The following is a 14,127-nucleotide window of genomic DNA, read 5'->3' as shown; positions in this document are numbered from 1 at the left end:
GAGCGCTTCCACCGCACTATCCAGGATGAGTTCTATGCTATCGCTTTCCGAAAAAAGATCTATCGCAGCATAGCTGAACTCCAGGCAGATCTGGACAGATGGATGTACAATTATAATAATGAACGGACCCATAGCGGGAAATACTGCTTTGGTAAAACGCCCATGCAAACGCTCATCGACAGTATACCAATGGCACAGGAAAAGTTATTGGAGAGGCTCGCCGATGACCAGATTCTTCAGAGCCCTCACAAAAAGGGCTCAGAAGAATCTGTGTCGGTGCATTTAGACGAGAAAAAACTATATTCACAAATCAAATCTGAAAACTTATAAAAATACACAACTGTCAGATCAAATAGTGGCTATTACATTTTAAGGTACTGTTGTGAAAGCTTTAATTTATTATAATTCTTTTTTCCTGACAAATTACTTCGCTACTTGATCTTTTACTTTTTCATCAAGCGCTTTAACAGCCGCGAGGTGCGCTTTAAGCGTGGGAAGCATTTGTTGAGCAAACGCCTTAACCGCTGGGTCTTTGCCGTTTATAGCGTAATTTTCAAAAGTTTGTACCGTGTTATTGTGCCCGGCTAACATACCGTGTACATATAGCCTGTCAAAATCTGCCCCTGCTTTTTTCAGGTTGAGATCGGGCTGGATACCCCCGGTTGCTGCCTGGGGTAGGTTATAACCGTTTTTTTTCGCCAGCTGTAACAGTTGTTGCTGGGCCTGCGTATGACCTTTAACCATCATCTGGCCAAAAGAGCGAACATCGGTGAGTTGGGCTTTTTGTATGGCGAGCTTTCCTGCACTTGCTTCCTGTAAATTACCTATGCTGGCAACGATCAGGAAATGTTGAGCTGTCGTATCAGGATCAGGTTGCGGGATTTGCGCATGGGCGGTGAAACCGCCAATGCACAAAAGTGAAATAAAAATCGCTTTTTTCATGCTATTTGATTAAGGTTGACCAACACCACCCGATGCCCCATAAATCTGTCCGGTAGCAAAGCTGGCATCTGATGCTGCTAATTGTACATAAATAGAAGCTAACTCTGCGGGTTGCCCCGGCCTTGCTAACATGGTCCAGCTGCCAAACATCTGTTGTTTTTCAGGCTGTGCGCCACCGCTGATCTGCAAGGCCGTCCAAACCGGCCCTGGTGCAACGCCATTAACCCTGATACCTTTCGGCCCTAACTGTTTGGCCAGCGATTTTACATAGTTCATGGTAGCTGCTTTGGTTTGAGCGTAAGCATACAAGTCTGGCGACGGATCGTAGGCCTGCTCTGAAGTAGTACCTATAATGGCTGAACCCGGCGGCAAATGAGGCAATGCCTCGCGGATAATCCAGAACGGCGCGTAGACATTGGTTTTCATAGTAGCATCAAACTCCTCGGTGGTGACATCTGTGATGGAATTTACAGACTGCTGCCTGCCTGCATTATTCACGATAATATCCAGGCCTCCAAGACCGCTTATCGCTTTTTGAACCAGCTGCTTACAGAAGTCTTCACTACGCAGATCGCCGGGGATGGCAATAGCTTTGCGTCCTTCTTTTTTAATCAGCGCAATCACTTCCTGAGCATCCTGTTCTTCTGTAGGATAGTAATTGATGGCCACATCCGCACCCTCACGGGCATAGGCTATAGCTGCTGCGCGACCCATGCCCGAGTCGCCGCCGGTAATGAGCGCCTTACGGCCCGTTAACCTGCCCGATCCTTTGTAGCTGGTTTCACCGCAATCGGGTACCGGATCCATTTTGCTTTGCAGGCCCGGCCATGGCTGGGGTTGGCTTTTAAATGGTGGTTTAGGGTAAATTTTAGTAGGGTCGCTGATTTTCGCAGGTCCGTCAACCTGCGTGTTTGTTGTTCCTGCCGCTGCCAGCGCGGGCGAAACTGTAGCGGCTGCTATTGCCGCGCCTAAGCCGGCAACTACCTGCCGCCGGCTCATTTTATTTTCTTCGTTCATGTTTAGTTTTTCTGTTTCGGTAAGATTGTTTAATGGGGTATAGGAGTCTTTTCTCTTAAAATAGCGGCCCATTTTTTCCCGTATTTGCGGGCTTGGAAGATTTTGTGAATAAATACGATGGCTTTCATAGTAGTAGACCACCTGTTTTGTTTAACCGTTTACCACCTCTCCGCCGTTTACATGAATAACCTGCCCGGTAATAAAGGAAGCATCCTCCGAGGCCAGGAAAACATAGGCAGATGCCAGCTCCGAAGGCTGCCCTGCACGTTTCATAGCAGTTTCGCTGCCGAAACTTTTGATCTTTTCTTCGTCGAACGTGGCAACAATGAGTGGTGTCCACACGGGGCCGGGAGCTACGGCATTGACCCTTATCTTTTTATCCGCCAGGTTAGTGGCCAGTGAGCGGGTGAAACTTGTGATAGCGCCTTTGGTAGATGAGTAATCAATAAGGTTGGGCGAAGAACGGTAGGCGGTTACTGATGTCGTATTGATAATGCAATCGCCCTCCTGCAGATGTTCCAGCGCCTGGTTGGCAAAATGGAAATAGGCGAAAATATTGGTTCGAAAGGTATCTTCCAGTTGCTGTTCATCGATGGATTTCGGATCTTTTTGCGGAAACTGCATCCCCGCGTTATTCACCAGGATGTTCAGCTTGCCCAATTGATCAGCCGTATCCGCGACTGCCTTTTTACAAAAATCGACATTCTTTACATCGCCCTTTAGCAAAATACAAGTTTGGCCTTCGGCTTCAACCAGTCTCTTGGTTTCGTTGGCGTCCACGTCTTCATCAAGGTAAACGATAGCCACGTCAGCCCCTTCGCGTGCAAAATGAACGCTTACCGCCCTGCCAATGCCCGAGTCGCCTCCGGTAATTAACGCAACTTTACCTGCCAATTTACCGGAGCCCTGGTAGCTGTTTTTAATATATTCAGGCGCCGGATCCATTTGAGCTTCAATACCCGGTTGCCTGTTCTGTTTATCTGGAGTGTTTGTCATTATTCTTTGTTTTTAGTGTTGAAGGGTGCGAGGCCAATCACATAGCGCAAGCCTAAATCTTCATCTTTGATTTTTTGTGAGCATCATTGCTGTTATTTTTTCAGCGTTTGGGTTGTGTGTTATATGCGCAGTATGATGATTAGTTTTCTATTTTAACAGGCTCGGTGTTATCATTTGGTTTCCGCTGTTCCCAGGGTTTCAATACCACTTTCACGCAATCCTCCTCTTTTTTTTCAAAGATCTCGTAACCATGTGTCACTTCGCTCAGGGGCAGGGTGTGGGTGATGATGTCATCCAATACCACTTTTTCTTCCTTTACCAGTTCAATTAAATGATCGATGTAATTTAATACCGGTGCCTGGCCCATTTTAAGGGTAATGCCTTTATCAAACAAACGGTGCAGCGGGAAGTTATCATAGGTTGATCCGTAAACACCCATAATGGAAACGGTTCCCATCCGGCGAACAGCTTTAAAAGCCATGTCAAGTACTTTCATACTGCCAACTTCAAAATTGATCAGTGCTTTAGCTTTGTCGATGATATTGCGTTCCGGCTCAAAGCCAACAGCATCCACGCAAACATCCGCGCCGCGGCCGTTGGTCATAGCGCGGATAGCTTCCACCACGTCTACTTCGTTGGGGTTAAGCGTTTCCACGTTATTAACCGCTTTAGCTTTTTCCAGCCTGTAATTCAATGGGTCGATGGCGATCACGCGGCCTGCGCCATTGATCCAGGCAGCTTTCTGCGCCATTAATCCAACGGGCCCTGAACCAAATATGGCCACAACCTCACCGCCCTTCAACTGCGCCCAATCAATTGCCGACCAGCCGGTAGGGAAAATATCCGTCAGGAATAAAACCTGCTCATCGGTCATGTGATCCGGTACAACCCTCGGGCTGATATCGGCATAGGGCACACGTACGTATTCGGCCTGGCCGCCGGAGTATCCTCCGTACAGATCAGTATAGCCAAACAAAGCGGCACCCTTCTGGTCGGCCATATCACCATCAGGCCCGTAGTGTTTATAGTTGGAGTTTTCGCAGGCGGGAGAGGCATCATGCTGGCAGAAAAAACAATGCCCGCAAGAGATAGGGAAGGGAACCACCACACGGTCGCCTTTTTTTAGCCTGGTAACGCCTTTGCCTACCTCCTCCACAATTCCCATAAATTCGTGGCCCATTACCATGGGTTTTGGTTGCGGTACGCCGCCGCTCAGGATATGCAGGTCAGAACCGCAGATCGCGGTAGAAGTAACTTTTAAAATAACATCGGTGTCTTGCTCCAAACGAGGATCTTCAACGGTATCGTAGCGAATATCGCCCGGTTTGTGAAATACTGCTGCTTTCATAGGTGGATTTTAGTTTTAATGTATAAGTTTAACTTCAAGTGAAATTATTTGTTTTTAAATATATTATATAAATAAAAACCTACTTATAAAGCTGGTAAGCTGAAGCGTAAAAGCGATTAAAACTTATATAGGCGGTATCGGAAAGCATGGAAGCGGTTGCGGGAGTTAGCAAGTTATTGGTTCTGTTTCGCGCTTTGGCAATTAGCGTTTAATAAGCGATTTCGTGAGACTAAGTTTAGGAATCCGAAAAAGGTATCGCATGACGGTTCGATCAGAAGATGAGTATTAGGTTTAGATGTGTGCCTGTAAACAAGAAACGCCACAAATACTATGATTTGAGGCGTTTTAAAAAAACTTTATACACTTGATGCGGAGAGTTAGGGAACAATACTCCATTTAATTTCCGCTACAAATCAACACTTAAAATTAAAAAAAAGTGATCGATTCTGCGGATCAACCATTACGACTATATGCAACGGCGGGTGGAAAGCCCCAAAGGTAAGCAGATGATGATGCTTCGGTCGAGTACGGTTGAACCAGTATTTGGTTCTTTAATTATACAGCGATTTACAGTCGACTTATCACCTTTTCAAGTCGTCGTCTCCTTCGGAGAGGATTAGGTGAGGTTTTTTTCATTGTCAAACCTTTATCATACTCTCCCGCAATTATCTGCGCAACGTCAGTTATTAATCTACATCAATTATTTTTCAAAATCATTGTAGCATTTTTGCAGCAGGAAACGATAATACAATCATGAAACTGCTATCACACCTCATATCACTTACTTTACCTGATACAACGCCGTTGCAGGTATCGGCACTTTTAAATTTAGGCTTAACTTATGTACAACAGGGTTTTAACAAAGTTTTCCATAAGCCGGAACCTAAAAACAACCCCTGCGGCGAGTTACAGCCCTGCATGTAAAAGCATTTAATTGCAATATCAGCATCTATACAGGCAATTTGTCCCTAAATTGGCCGAATGGACGAGCTAACGGCTGCGGGCAGATCAAAAATGCGGATCGCCAACAGTGTATTCTTTTTTATTTCGGGCTTCGGATATTCATCATGGGCCTCGCGGATACCATCCATCAAAAATCAGCTTAACTTAAATGAAGCCCAACTGGGTTTGGTGCTGTTGGCCATGCCTGTCGGGTTAATGCTCACGATGCCTTTAACATCAAAAATGATCAAACATTTCAGCAGTCGCCTCATGATGATGATAGGCGCTGTAGCTTTTTGCGCGGTTGTTTGTTTACCTGGCTTCACCGCTTACATGTGGCAGTTGATGTTAGTGACATTCTTTATTGGTTCAACTCGTAATATATTAGGTTTATCTATGAACGCCCAGGCCGTGGGCTTGCAAAAATTATACGACAGATCGATCATTGTTACGATGCATGGTATCTGGAGCCTCGCGGGTTTTAGCGGAGCTGCAGTGGGGTACCTGATGGTATTATTTAATATTGCCACCTCATATCATTTGTTAGGTGTAGGGATCGTGCTGATGATATTTTCGGCGATTTTTTATCCCAACGCTTATGACTATCGCCCGGCGGCAACTCCGGGTAAGTCGGTATTTTCGATGCCTGATAAGCATCTGCTTAAATTCGCGCTGATCTCGTTCGCTTCTATGGCTTGCGAAAATACGCTATACGATTGGAGCGGCGTATACTTTGAAAAAGTAGTACATGCCACTAAAGCTTTTGCCGAAGCTGGTTTTGTGGTTTACATGGTTAGCATGACTATCGGCCGGTTTGCAGGCGATAGGGTAGTAACATCTGTGGGCATAAAAAAGGTTCTAAACTACAGCGCCATGCTGGTGTTTGCAGGTTTACTCGTAACTGTATTTTTGCCATTCACTTTTACCGTTTATTTAGGATATGGGATGATAGGTATCGGAGTGTCTTGCGTAGTGCCGTTGGTATTTAACATGGCTGGTAAATCGAAAACAATGAACAGCAGCCAGGCCCTGGCGGCAATATCTACCGTAGGGTACCTTGGTTTTGTAATTGTTCCACCTATAGTTGGATTTATAGGCCAGGTAACAAATTTACAGGTATCATTTTTTGTGGTAGCAGGTTTCGCGGGTATGATGATCTGGATGGTGACGAAAATTGAAGATGAGCCCACTTCGATATCATAATTTTGTCATATAAGCCACTATACGGTTGTATGTAAAAGGTTTTACCTTATCATTGTGATATCAAATCTGAAGGTTTGTTATTACATCTACAAAAAATGAGCACAAACGTTATCGATATCAGCGTTCAGCCGTCGACGGAATTATTTATCAAAATGGTTGTTTCAAACTGGGAGCTGCAAAACAGCCGCCTCAACAGCCTGCTTGCTCAACTAACCGATGATGAATTGGCTAAGGAAACAGCTCAGGGCCGTAACAGCGGGGTTTATTTGCTGGGGCACCTTACAGCTGTGAGCGATGCCTTGTTAACTTATTTAGGCCTCGGCGACAGGTTGTATCCACAACTGGATGATCTGTTTCTGAAGAATCCTGAAAGTGCCTTTCTTGAAAAACCTTCACCAGCCGAATTAAAGGAGTATTGGACTAAGGTAAACGAGGTGCTTACCGAAAAAATGAATGCCATGCAGCCCAACGAGTGGTTTAAGCCCCACAGCGCCATTGCTTTGGATATTTTTGAAAAGGAACCTCATCGTAACAGGTTAAATATTTTGATTAACAGAACTGTTCACCAGGGATACCATATCGGGCAATTGGTATATCTGGTAAAAAAGTAAGCATTGCTGCGCGACGGGATTGGCGATTAAAGGTTTAATGCATGACAATTGCATGAAACGTTTTTTACAAACCGATGGTAAATAAAATGAAAAACCGTTATACTTTTGCTTAACACTGTTAAATGATTTACCGGTGTAAGTAAAATGGCAAGTAAAGAACGAATTCAGCGCTTAAAAGAGGAAACCAGGATCAATATCCTGGATGCCGCGCTACAGATAGTAAAGCATGAAGGCTGGCAAGCCCTGAGCATGCGCAAAATTGCCGATGTAATTGAATACACAGCGCCCATTATATATGAATATTTTGCCAATAAGGATGCGATCCTGATTGAGCTTACCCGCAAGGGGTATGTTATTTTAGGTAAAGACATGACCGCTGCCCGCAACAGTTATGAGCGCCCTGAACAACAGCTGGAGGCTATGTGGCTGGCCTATTGGAACTTCGCCTTTGCAAACAAGGAACTTTATCAGGTAATGTTTGGTGTGCAGATGAATTGCTGCTGCGATATGATCAAGGCACTTCCCGAGGCACAGGTACCTACAACTTTGGTTAGCGAGGCAATTAAACAACTCATGGATATCGAAGATATTAACGATGAGATGATCTGCACCAAATATTATACCTTTTGGTCGGTAGTACACGGGTTGGTATCCATCAACTTACTAAGCAGAGGTTTCTCTGACGATGTTAACCGCCAGGTATTGAAAGATACCATCAGCGGTATTATCAGGTCGATGAAAGATTAATCTTTCTCGTGCTTTATTACTAACGCTGTTAAATAATTTAACGGTGTTAAATAAATATTAATCACATTAACTCAAACACGCTTATACAATGAACAAGTTCGATCACACTCCGCGAAAAGCATTTAACGGTGTTAAAAAATTTAACGGTGTTGTAACATCTAATTACTGTAGTTAGCACTGTACGCGATAAAAACCGTGTAATCACGATATATAACAACTTAAATAGCTATCTGTAATATTAATCACCTGTTAGTCAGTAAATTGAATTGCTGGCATATCAGTTGAAAAATGGTCATTAAATAAAAATGAAAACACTCAATTCATCATACAAAACGGGTATAACAACCCACACTAATCCTGTTTATTCATCACTCTTAAAATCATCACTCATGAAAACACTCGTATTAGCAGCAGTTGCAGCTTTAACATTATATGGATGTTCATCTGCACCCCAGGCGCCAACCGCGCCGCCCCCCCCGGCCTTACCGGTAGCAACCATCGCTTCAGGTTCTGAAACAACTTTCCAGGAATATCCTGCTTCAATAGAAGGTGCTGTAAACGTGGAGATCAGGCCACAGGTAAGCGGTACTTTAGATAAAGTATTTGTTGATGAAGGCGCTTTTGTATCTGCCGGTCAGCCAATTTTCAAAATTAACGATCAACCTTACCGTGCGGCTTTGAACAACGCCCTGGCAAGCTTACACGCGGCCGAAGCCGCCCAGGTTAACGCGCAACTGGAGGTTGAAAAATTAACCCCGCTGGTTGCCAACAAGGTAGTATCTGATTACCAGTTGAAGACAGCTAAAGCAGCGGCAGAAGTTGCTAAAGCCAATATCGAGTCGGCTAAAGCAAACGTAGCTACGGCTCAGATCAATTTAGGTTATACCTTAATTAAGGCTCCGGTTAGCGGTTATATCGGTCTGCTGGCCAAAAAGCAAGGCAGCCTGGTAGCCCCTGCAGATGCTGCGCCGCTTACCCAACTATCAGATGTACATGATGTTCACGTTTACTTCTCACTGGGCGAAAAAGATTTCGTTGCTTTTAAAGAGCAATACCCCGGTGCAAGCCTGAAAGATAAGTTGAAAAACGTGCCTGCCGTATCATTGTTACTGGCCGACAACACCGAATATACTAAACAAGGAAAAATAGATATCGTTGACGGCCAGTTTGATAAAACTACCGGCGCTATTACCCTAAGGGCGAATTTTTCAAACCCTGATGGTTTGTTACGTTCGGGCAATACCGGTAAGATCCGTTTAAGCCTGAGCCACAAAGACGCCCTGATCGTTCCGGAGGCATCAACAATTGAAATGCAGGATAAAACATTTGTATTTATTGTTGGCGATAGCAGCAAGGTTAAAAAGCAACCTATCGACATCATTGGCAAATCGGGCGATCACTACCTGGTTAAAGATAAAGAGGCCATTAAAGCCGGCGATCAGATTGTGTTGAGCGGTATCGATAAACTACAGGAAGGCATGGTGATCCAGCCTCAAAAGCAAGCCGATAAGGTAGCTGCCGTAGTTAAACACTAATACATACACTTAAACTTTAAAAGTCATGTTTCAGAAATTTATAGAAAGGCCGGTACTCTCAACGGTGATCTCCATACTGCTGGTGATAGTGGGTGTGCTCGGTTTAACCAAACTGCCCCTGGAAAGGTTTCCGAATATCGCCCCTCCGGCGGTATTGGTATCGGCAGTATACCCCGGCGCTAACGCCGAAACTATTTTGCGTTCCGTTACCCCTTCGTTGGAAGAAGCCATAAACGGTGTGGAAAATATGACCTATATGACCTCTACCGCCAGTAACGACGGTACATTAGGTATCACCGTTTATTTTAAACAAGGCACTAACCCCGACCAGGCCGCGGTAAACGTTCAAAACCGTGTATCTCAGGCTTCAAGCCAGTTACCTGCCGAGGTTTTGCAGTACGGTATCACAACTACCAAACAGCAAAACAGCTTTATCGGCGCGATGGCTATTTACACCGACGATCCTAAAAAATACGATGCCACATTTGTTGCCAACTATGCGCAAATCAACATCATTCCCGAAATTAAACGTATCCCGGGTGTAGGTTCGGCCAGTATATTTGGCGGTGTTAAAGATTATTCGATGCGTGTTTGGCTTAACCCGGCACAAATGGCAGCCCATAATGTTACACCCGCCGAAGTGAGCGCGGCTATCCAGGACAAAAACTTAGAGGCTGCGCCAGGTAAATTTGGCGAGCGCAGCGATGAGGCCTTTGAATATGTAATTAAATATAAAGGTAAACTTACCAAGCCCGAAGAATATCAGAACATCGCTATCCGCGCAAATCCTGATGGTTCTGTACTGCGTTTAAAAGATGTAGCCCGTGTTGAATTAGGCTCTTACTCCTATAACAGTAAAAGTAACCTGAACGGCCACGATGGTATCATTATCGGTATTATCCAGTTGTCGGGTTCAAACGCCAACGAAATCCAGATCGCCATTGATAACCTGATGGTGAAACTGTCGAAGGATTTCCCTGTCGGTATCAAATACAACCAGTTTTACCGTACCAAAACCGATCTTGATGAGTCTATCAACCAGGTTGAGCATACATTGGTTGAGGCGTTTGTGTTGGTATTTATCGTGGTGTTCATCTTCCTTCAGGATTTCAGATCAACATTGATCCCGGCCATCGCGGTTCCGGTAGCTATTCTGGGTACGTTCTTCTTCATGAACCTGTTTGGCTTTTCGGTTAACCTGTTAACGCTGTTCGCCCTGGTGCTGGCCATCGGTATCGTGGTGGATGATGCCATTGTGGTGGTAGAGGCGGTGCATGCCAAAATGGAGCAGGATCCGACGCTTACACCAAAAGCGGCTACTACCGAGGCAATGAACGAGATTACCGGTGCCATCATTTCTATTACCCTGGTTATGGCGGCGGTATTTTTACCGGTGAGTTTCATGACGGGTTCTACCGGCATCTTCTACCGGCAGTTCGCGTTAACCATGGCCATCTCCATCATCATTTCGGCTGTTAACGCGTTAACATTAAGCCCGGCATTAGCTGCCCTATTCCTTAAAAATAAACATGCCGACGGACACAACGGCCATAATAAGGGCTTTGCAGAAAAGTTTTATGCAGGCTTTAACGGCGGTTTCAATTACATGACCAGCAAATACGTTGGCGGGTTGAAATTTTTGATGAAGAAAAAATGGCTGGGCATACTCGGCCTTGTTATTATCATTGCTGCAACGGTTATCATGATGGGCCGTACTAAAACCGGTTTTATCCCTACAGAAGACCAGGGCTTCGTGGCCATCGCGGTGAACACCCCGTCAGGTACTTCTTTAAGCGGTACCAACAAAATTTTTCACGATGCTGAAGAGCAGTTAAAAACCTTACCATCGGCAAGGTTCGTAACCGCGCTATCCGGTTTTAATTTCTTAACCCAGTCAAGCAGTCCATCGGCAGGTGTTATCTTCCTGTTGTTGAAACCTAATGAAGAGAGGGGCGAGGTTAAAAATATCGACGCTATCCAAAACATTGTACGTGGTAAACTGGCAGGTGTGCCGGGAGGAACGTTCTTTGTGTTCAGTTTCCCAACCGTTCCCGGTTTCAGTAACGTAGAAGCTTTGGACGTGATGTTGCAGGATAAAACCAATGGCCGTTTAGATAAATTTAGCGGCGTTGCCAATAACTTTATAGCCAAGCTGATGCAGAAACCCGCTGTGGCCTTCGCCTTTACCTCATACAAAGCTGATTATCCTCAGTTACAGTTAGATGTTGACGACGAAAAAGCTAACCAGTTAGGTGTAAGCGTTAAAGATATCTTAACCACCATGCAGGCTTACTTTGGTACAGCGCAGGCGTCAGACTTTAACCGCTTTGGTAAATATTACCGTGTAATTGTTCAGGCTGATGTTGCCGACAGGACCGATCCTTCAACTATCGACCGTGTTTTTGTAAAAAACAAACAAGGCCAGAATGTACCGATCAATACCCTGGTTAAATTAACCCGTGTTTATGGTTCGGAAACAGCTTCGCGTTACAACCTGTTCAACTCTATCGAGATCAACGCCATCCCTAAACCGGGCTACAGCTCTGGTGATGCCATCAAGGCGATTGAGGAAACCGCCAAAGAGCAATTACCACAAGGTTTTGCCTATGAGTTTACAGGCCAAACCCGCGAGGAGATCGCTTCGGGCGGACAATCGACCGTGATCTTCATCCTGTGTTTAGTGTTCGTGTACTTCCTGTTATCGGCACAGTATGAAAGCTATATCCTGCCGTTGGCGGTTATCCTTTCAATACCTACAGGTTTATTCGGTGTGTTCGCGGTATTGGGTTTAACCGGTATCGAAAACAACATCTATGTACAGGTAGCGCTCATCATGCTTATCGGTTTGTTAGCTAAGAACGCCATTTTGATTGTTGAGTTTGCGGTACAGCGCCGCAGGCAGGGGCACGGGTTGGTTCAGTCGGCTATTGAAGCTGCCCAGCTCCGTATCCGCCCGATCATCATGACCTCCCTGGCATTCGTATTCGGTTTGTTCCCGATGAGTATCGCGACCGGTCCGTCTGCACAAGGTAACCACTCTATCAGTATCGGCGCTGCAGGCGGCATGGTTTCGGGTGTAATATTGGGTTTGTTTATCATCCCGGTATTATATGTGATATTCCAGGCCTTGCAGGAACGGATCAGCGGCAAACCATCACCAACCAACCATAGTGGTGAGCATGGTAAACCTCTGCTTGTACTGGAAAACGAAGTTTCAGCTTAATCAATCAACTATCAACTAAAGCCATCGCGGTTAAGCATACCCGCGGTGGTTTAAAAAAGATACAACAATGAAAAATATATTAAGCAGTCTGGCCATTGCACTGGTAGTGCTGGCGGGCTGTAAAGTTTCAAAAGATGTTGCTACGCCAACCGACGCGCAACCTGAAACCTTCAGGAACGCGGTGGCCACCGGCGATACCAGCAGCATTGCCGACCTGCAATGGAAAAACTTTTTTACCGATGCCACCCTGCAGAAACTGATTGACAGCGCCATAGTTAAAAACTATGATATGCAGGTAGCTGTTAAAAATATTGAACAGGCCGAATTGCAGTTTAAACAGGTTAAATGGAATTACGCGCCATCAGTTGGTTTAAATGTTACCGCCAGTACCAACCGTCCGTCTGATAACAGCATCAACGGTTTAAGCATTAAACAATATGGTATCGGCACTAAACATATCGAAGATTATAATGCCAACCTCGCCTTATCCTGGGAAGCTGATATCTGGGGCAAAATCCGCAGCCAAAACCGCGAGGCTTTAGCCCTGTACCTGCAAACAACCGAGGCCAAAAGAGCCATCCAAACCAATATCGTATCAAATGTATCGCAAGGTTATTATAACCTGCTGATGCTTGACGAGCAGCTGGAAATTGCTAAGAAAAACGTAAAACTGAACGACAGCACTTTACGCATTATCAAGTTGCAATACGATGCCGGGCAGGTTACACTTTTAGGGGTACAACAGGCCCAGGCCCAGTTAGAGGCCGCCGCGCAATTGGTACCCCAGTTTGAGCGCGACATAAATGTGCAGGAAAATGGATTGAGCATTTTAGCCGGTAAATTACCTGACGCCATTGAACGCAGCGCAAGGCTTAACGATATATCCTTCCCGGAAACACTTTCGGCTGGTGTACCATCAGCAATGGTAAGCCGCAGGCCCGATGTTCGCAGCTCGGAGCTGGCTTTAAGCATTGCCAATGCCAGGGTAGGTATTGCAAAAGCGCAGCTTTATCCATCATTAACCATTACCGGCCAGGGAGGTTTAAATTCCTTTAAATCGAGCAACTGGTTTAATATTCCGGCCTCGCTTTTTGGCACGGTGGCCGGTGGCTTAACGCAGCCTTTATTTCAGCGTAAGCAATTACGCACCCAGTATGAGGTAGCCAGGGTTGAACGCGAAAAAACAGTGATCCAGTTCCGCCAGTCGGTACTGAATGCTGTTGGCGAAGTATCTGATGCTTTGGTAAGGTTGCAGAAACTGAAAGAGCAACAAACTATAGCTGCCAACCGTGTTAAAACACTGCAACAGGCTACCAGCAATGCCAGCATGTTGTTTAAAAACGGCCTGGCAAATTACCTTGAAGTAATAACCGCCCAAAGTAATGTATTGCAGGGCGAACTGGAGCTGGCCTCTATTAAAATGGCCCAGTTAAGCGCCAACGCCGAGCTTTACCGCTCATTGGGTGGCGGTTGGAAATAAGCTTGTTCCACCTTTTGTAAAAGCGGAAAACGGCACTGAGTGATCAGCGCCGTTTTCTGTTTTTAATGGTACTATTTCGCGTT

Annotated in this window: 12 protein-coding genes; 8 read left to right on the top strand and 4 right to left on the bottom strand. The window is 45.4% G+C overall.

The genetic code is table 11. The features are described from left to right. Positions 1 to 330: integrase core domain-containing protein (locus tag LX99_RS25915; protein ID WP_211319039.1), on the top strand; the 330-nt coding region annotated here is incomplete at its 5' end. Positions 331 to 423: 93 nt separating this feature from the next. On the opposite strand, the gene LX99_RS16230 is transcribed toward LX99_RS25915, so the two are convergent. From LX99_RS16230 to LX99_RS16215, 4 genes are all read right to left on the bottom strand, one after another. After that, positions 424 to 942 carry a DUF4142 domain-containing protein gene (locus LX99_RS16230; protein WP_109608807.1) on the bottom strand — a complete coding sequence of 173 codons (519 nt, stop codon included), beginning with the start codon at positions 940 to 942 and terminating at the stop codon, positions 424 to 426. A gap of 9 nt (positions 943 to 951) precedes the next feature. Beyond that, positions 952 to 2,100 carry an SDR family oxidoreductase gene (locus tag LX99_RS16225; RefSeq protein WP_281270969.1) on the bottom strand — a complete coding sequence of 383 codons (1,149 nt, stop codon included), beginning with the start codon at positions 2,098 to 2,100 and terminating at the stop codon, positions 952 to 954. A gap of 9 nt (positions 2,101 to 2,109) precedes the next feature. Continuing rightward, positions 2,110 to 2,955, bottom strand: coding sequence for an SDR family oxidoreductase (locus tag LX99_RS16220; RefSeq protein WP_109608806.1), 846 nt, complete (start codon positions 2,953 to 2,955; stop codon positions 2,110 to 2,112). A 139-nt stretch (positions 2,956 to 3,094) separates the two neighbouring features. Continuing rightward, entirely contained in the window at positions 3,095 to 4,303 is a 1,209-nt protein-coding gene (locus tag LX99_RS16215) for a zinc-dependent alcohol dehydrogenase (RefSeq protein ID WP_109608805.1), read from the bottom strand. Positions 4,304 to 5,056: 753 nt separating this feature from the next. On the opposite strand from LX99_RS16215, the gene LX99_RS25740 reads away from it, so the two are divergent. The 7 genes from LX99_RS25740 to LX99_RS16185 all read left to right on the top strand — a co-directional run bounded on the left by LX99_RS25740 (position 5,057) and on the right by LX99_RS16185 (position 14,044). Then, on the top strand, positions 5,057 to 5,227 hold the full coding sequence (locus LX99_RS25740; protein WP_170122725.1) for a hypothetical protein: 171 nt from the start codon (positions 5,057 to 5,059) through the stop codon (positions 5,225 to 5,227). Between the two features lie 57 nt (positions 5,228 to 5,284). Further along, positions 5,285 to 6,448, top strand: coding sequence for an MFS transporter (locus LX99_RS16210; RefSeq protein ID WP_109608804.1), 1,164 nt, complete (start codon positions 5,285 to 5,287; stop codon positions 6,446 to 6,448). Positions 6,449 to 6,543: 95 nt separating this feature from the next. Further along, positions 6,544 to 7,059 carry a DinB family protein gene (locus LX99_RS16205; protein WP_109608803.1) on the top strand — a complete coding sequence of 172 codons (516 nt, stop codon included), beginning with the start codon at positions 6,544 to 6,546 and terminating at the stop codon, positions 7,057 to 7,059. Positions 7,060 to 7,203: 144 nt separating this feature from the next. After that, positions 7,204 to 7,806: a TetR/AcrR family transcriptional regulator gene (locus LX99_RS16200; protein ID WP_022832368.1), complete on the top strand. Its 603-nt coding sequence runs from the start codon at positions 7,204 to 7,206 to the stop codon at positions 7,804 to 7,806. A gap of 389 nt (positions 7,807 to 8,195) precedes the next feature. After that, positions 8,196 to 9,341, top strand: coding sequence for an efflux RND transporter periplasmic adaptor subunit (locus LX99_RS16195; RefSeq protein WP_109608802.1), 1,146 nt, complete (start codon positions 8,196 to 8,198; stop codon positions 9,339 to 9,341). 25 nt (positions 9,342 to 9,366) lie between these two features. Further along, positions 9,367 to 12,564 carry an efflux RND transporter permease subunit gene (locus LX99_RS16190; protein WP_109608801.1) on the top strand — a complete coding sequence of 1,066 codons (3,198 nt, stop codon included), beginning with the start codon at positions 9,367 to 9,369 and terminating at the stop codon, positions 12,562 to 12,564. 67 nt (positions 12,565 to 12,631) lie between these two features. Beyond that, positions 12,632 to 14,044, top strand: coding sequence for a TolC family protein (locus LX99_RS16185; protein ID WP_109608800.1), 1,413 nt, complete (start codon positions 12,632 to 12,634; stop codon positions 14,042 to 14,044). Positions 14,045 to 14,127: the final 83 nt, after the last annotated feature.

The organism is Mucilaginibacter oryzae (genome assembly GCF_003148845.1).
In the GTDB taxonomy this organism is placed as follows: domain Bacteria; phylum Bacteroidota; class Bacteroidia; order Sphingobacteriales; family Sphingobacteriaceae; genus Mucilaginibacter; species Mucilaginibacter oryzae.
This window is presented reverse-complemented; position numbering and strand designations above follow the sequence as displayed.

What these genes read in the sequence shown, in the direction of transcription:
- LX99_RS16230 (WP_109608807.1), bottom strand. Translation starts at nt 942, where the DNA reads ATGAAAAAAGCGATTTTTATTTCACTTTTGTGCATTGGCGGTTTCACC.
- LX99_RS16220 (WP_109608806.1), bottom strand. Translation starts at nt 2,955, where the DNA reads ATGACAAACACTCCAGATAAACAGAACAGGCAACCGGGTATTGAAGCT.
- LX99_RS16215 (WP_109608805.1), bottom strand. Translation starts at nt 4,303, where the DNA reads ATGAAAGCAGCAGTATTTCACAAACCGGGCGATATTCGCTACGATACC.
- LX99_RS25740 (WP_170122725.1), top strand. Translation starts at nt 5,057, where the DNA reads ATGAAACTGCTATCACACCTCATATCACTTACTTTACCTGATACAACG.
- LX99_RS16210 (WP_109608804.1), top strand. Translation starts at nt 5,285, where the DNA reads ATGGACGAGCTAACGGCTGCGGGCAGATCAAAAATGCGGATCGCCAAC.
- LX99_RS16205 (WP_109608803.1), top strand. Translation starts at nt 6,544, where the DNA reads ATGAGCACAAACGTTATCGATATCAGCGTTCAGCCGTCGACGGAATTA.
- LX99_RS16200 (WP_022832368.1), top strand. Translation starts at nt 7,204, where the DNA reads ATGGCAAGTAAAGAACGAATTCAGCGCTTAAAAGAGGAAACCAGGATC.
- LX99_RS16195 (WP_109608802.1), top strand. Translation starts at nt 8,196, where the DNA reads ATGAAAACACTCGTATTAGCAGCAGTTGCAGCTTTAACATTATATGGA.
- LX99_RS16190 (WP_109608801.1), top strand. Translation starts at nt 9,367, where the DNA reads ATGTTTCAGAAATTTATAGAAAGGCCGGTACTCTCAACGGTGATCTCC.
- LX99_RS16185 (WP_109608800.1), top strand. Translation starts at nt 12,632, where the DNA reads ATGAAAAATATATTAAGCAGTCTGGCCATTGCACTGGTAGTGCTGGCG.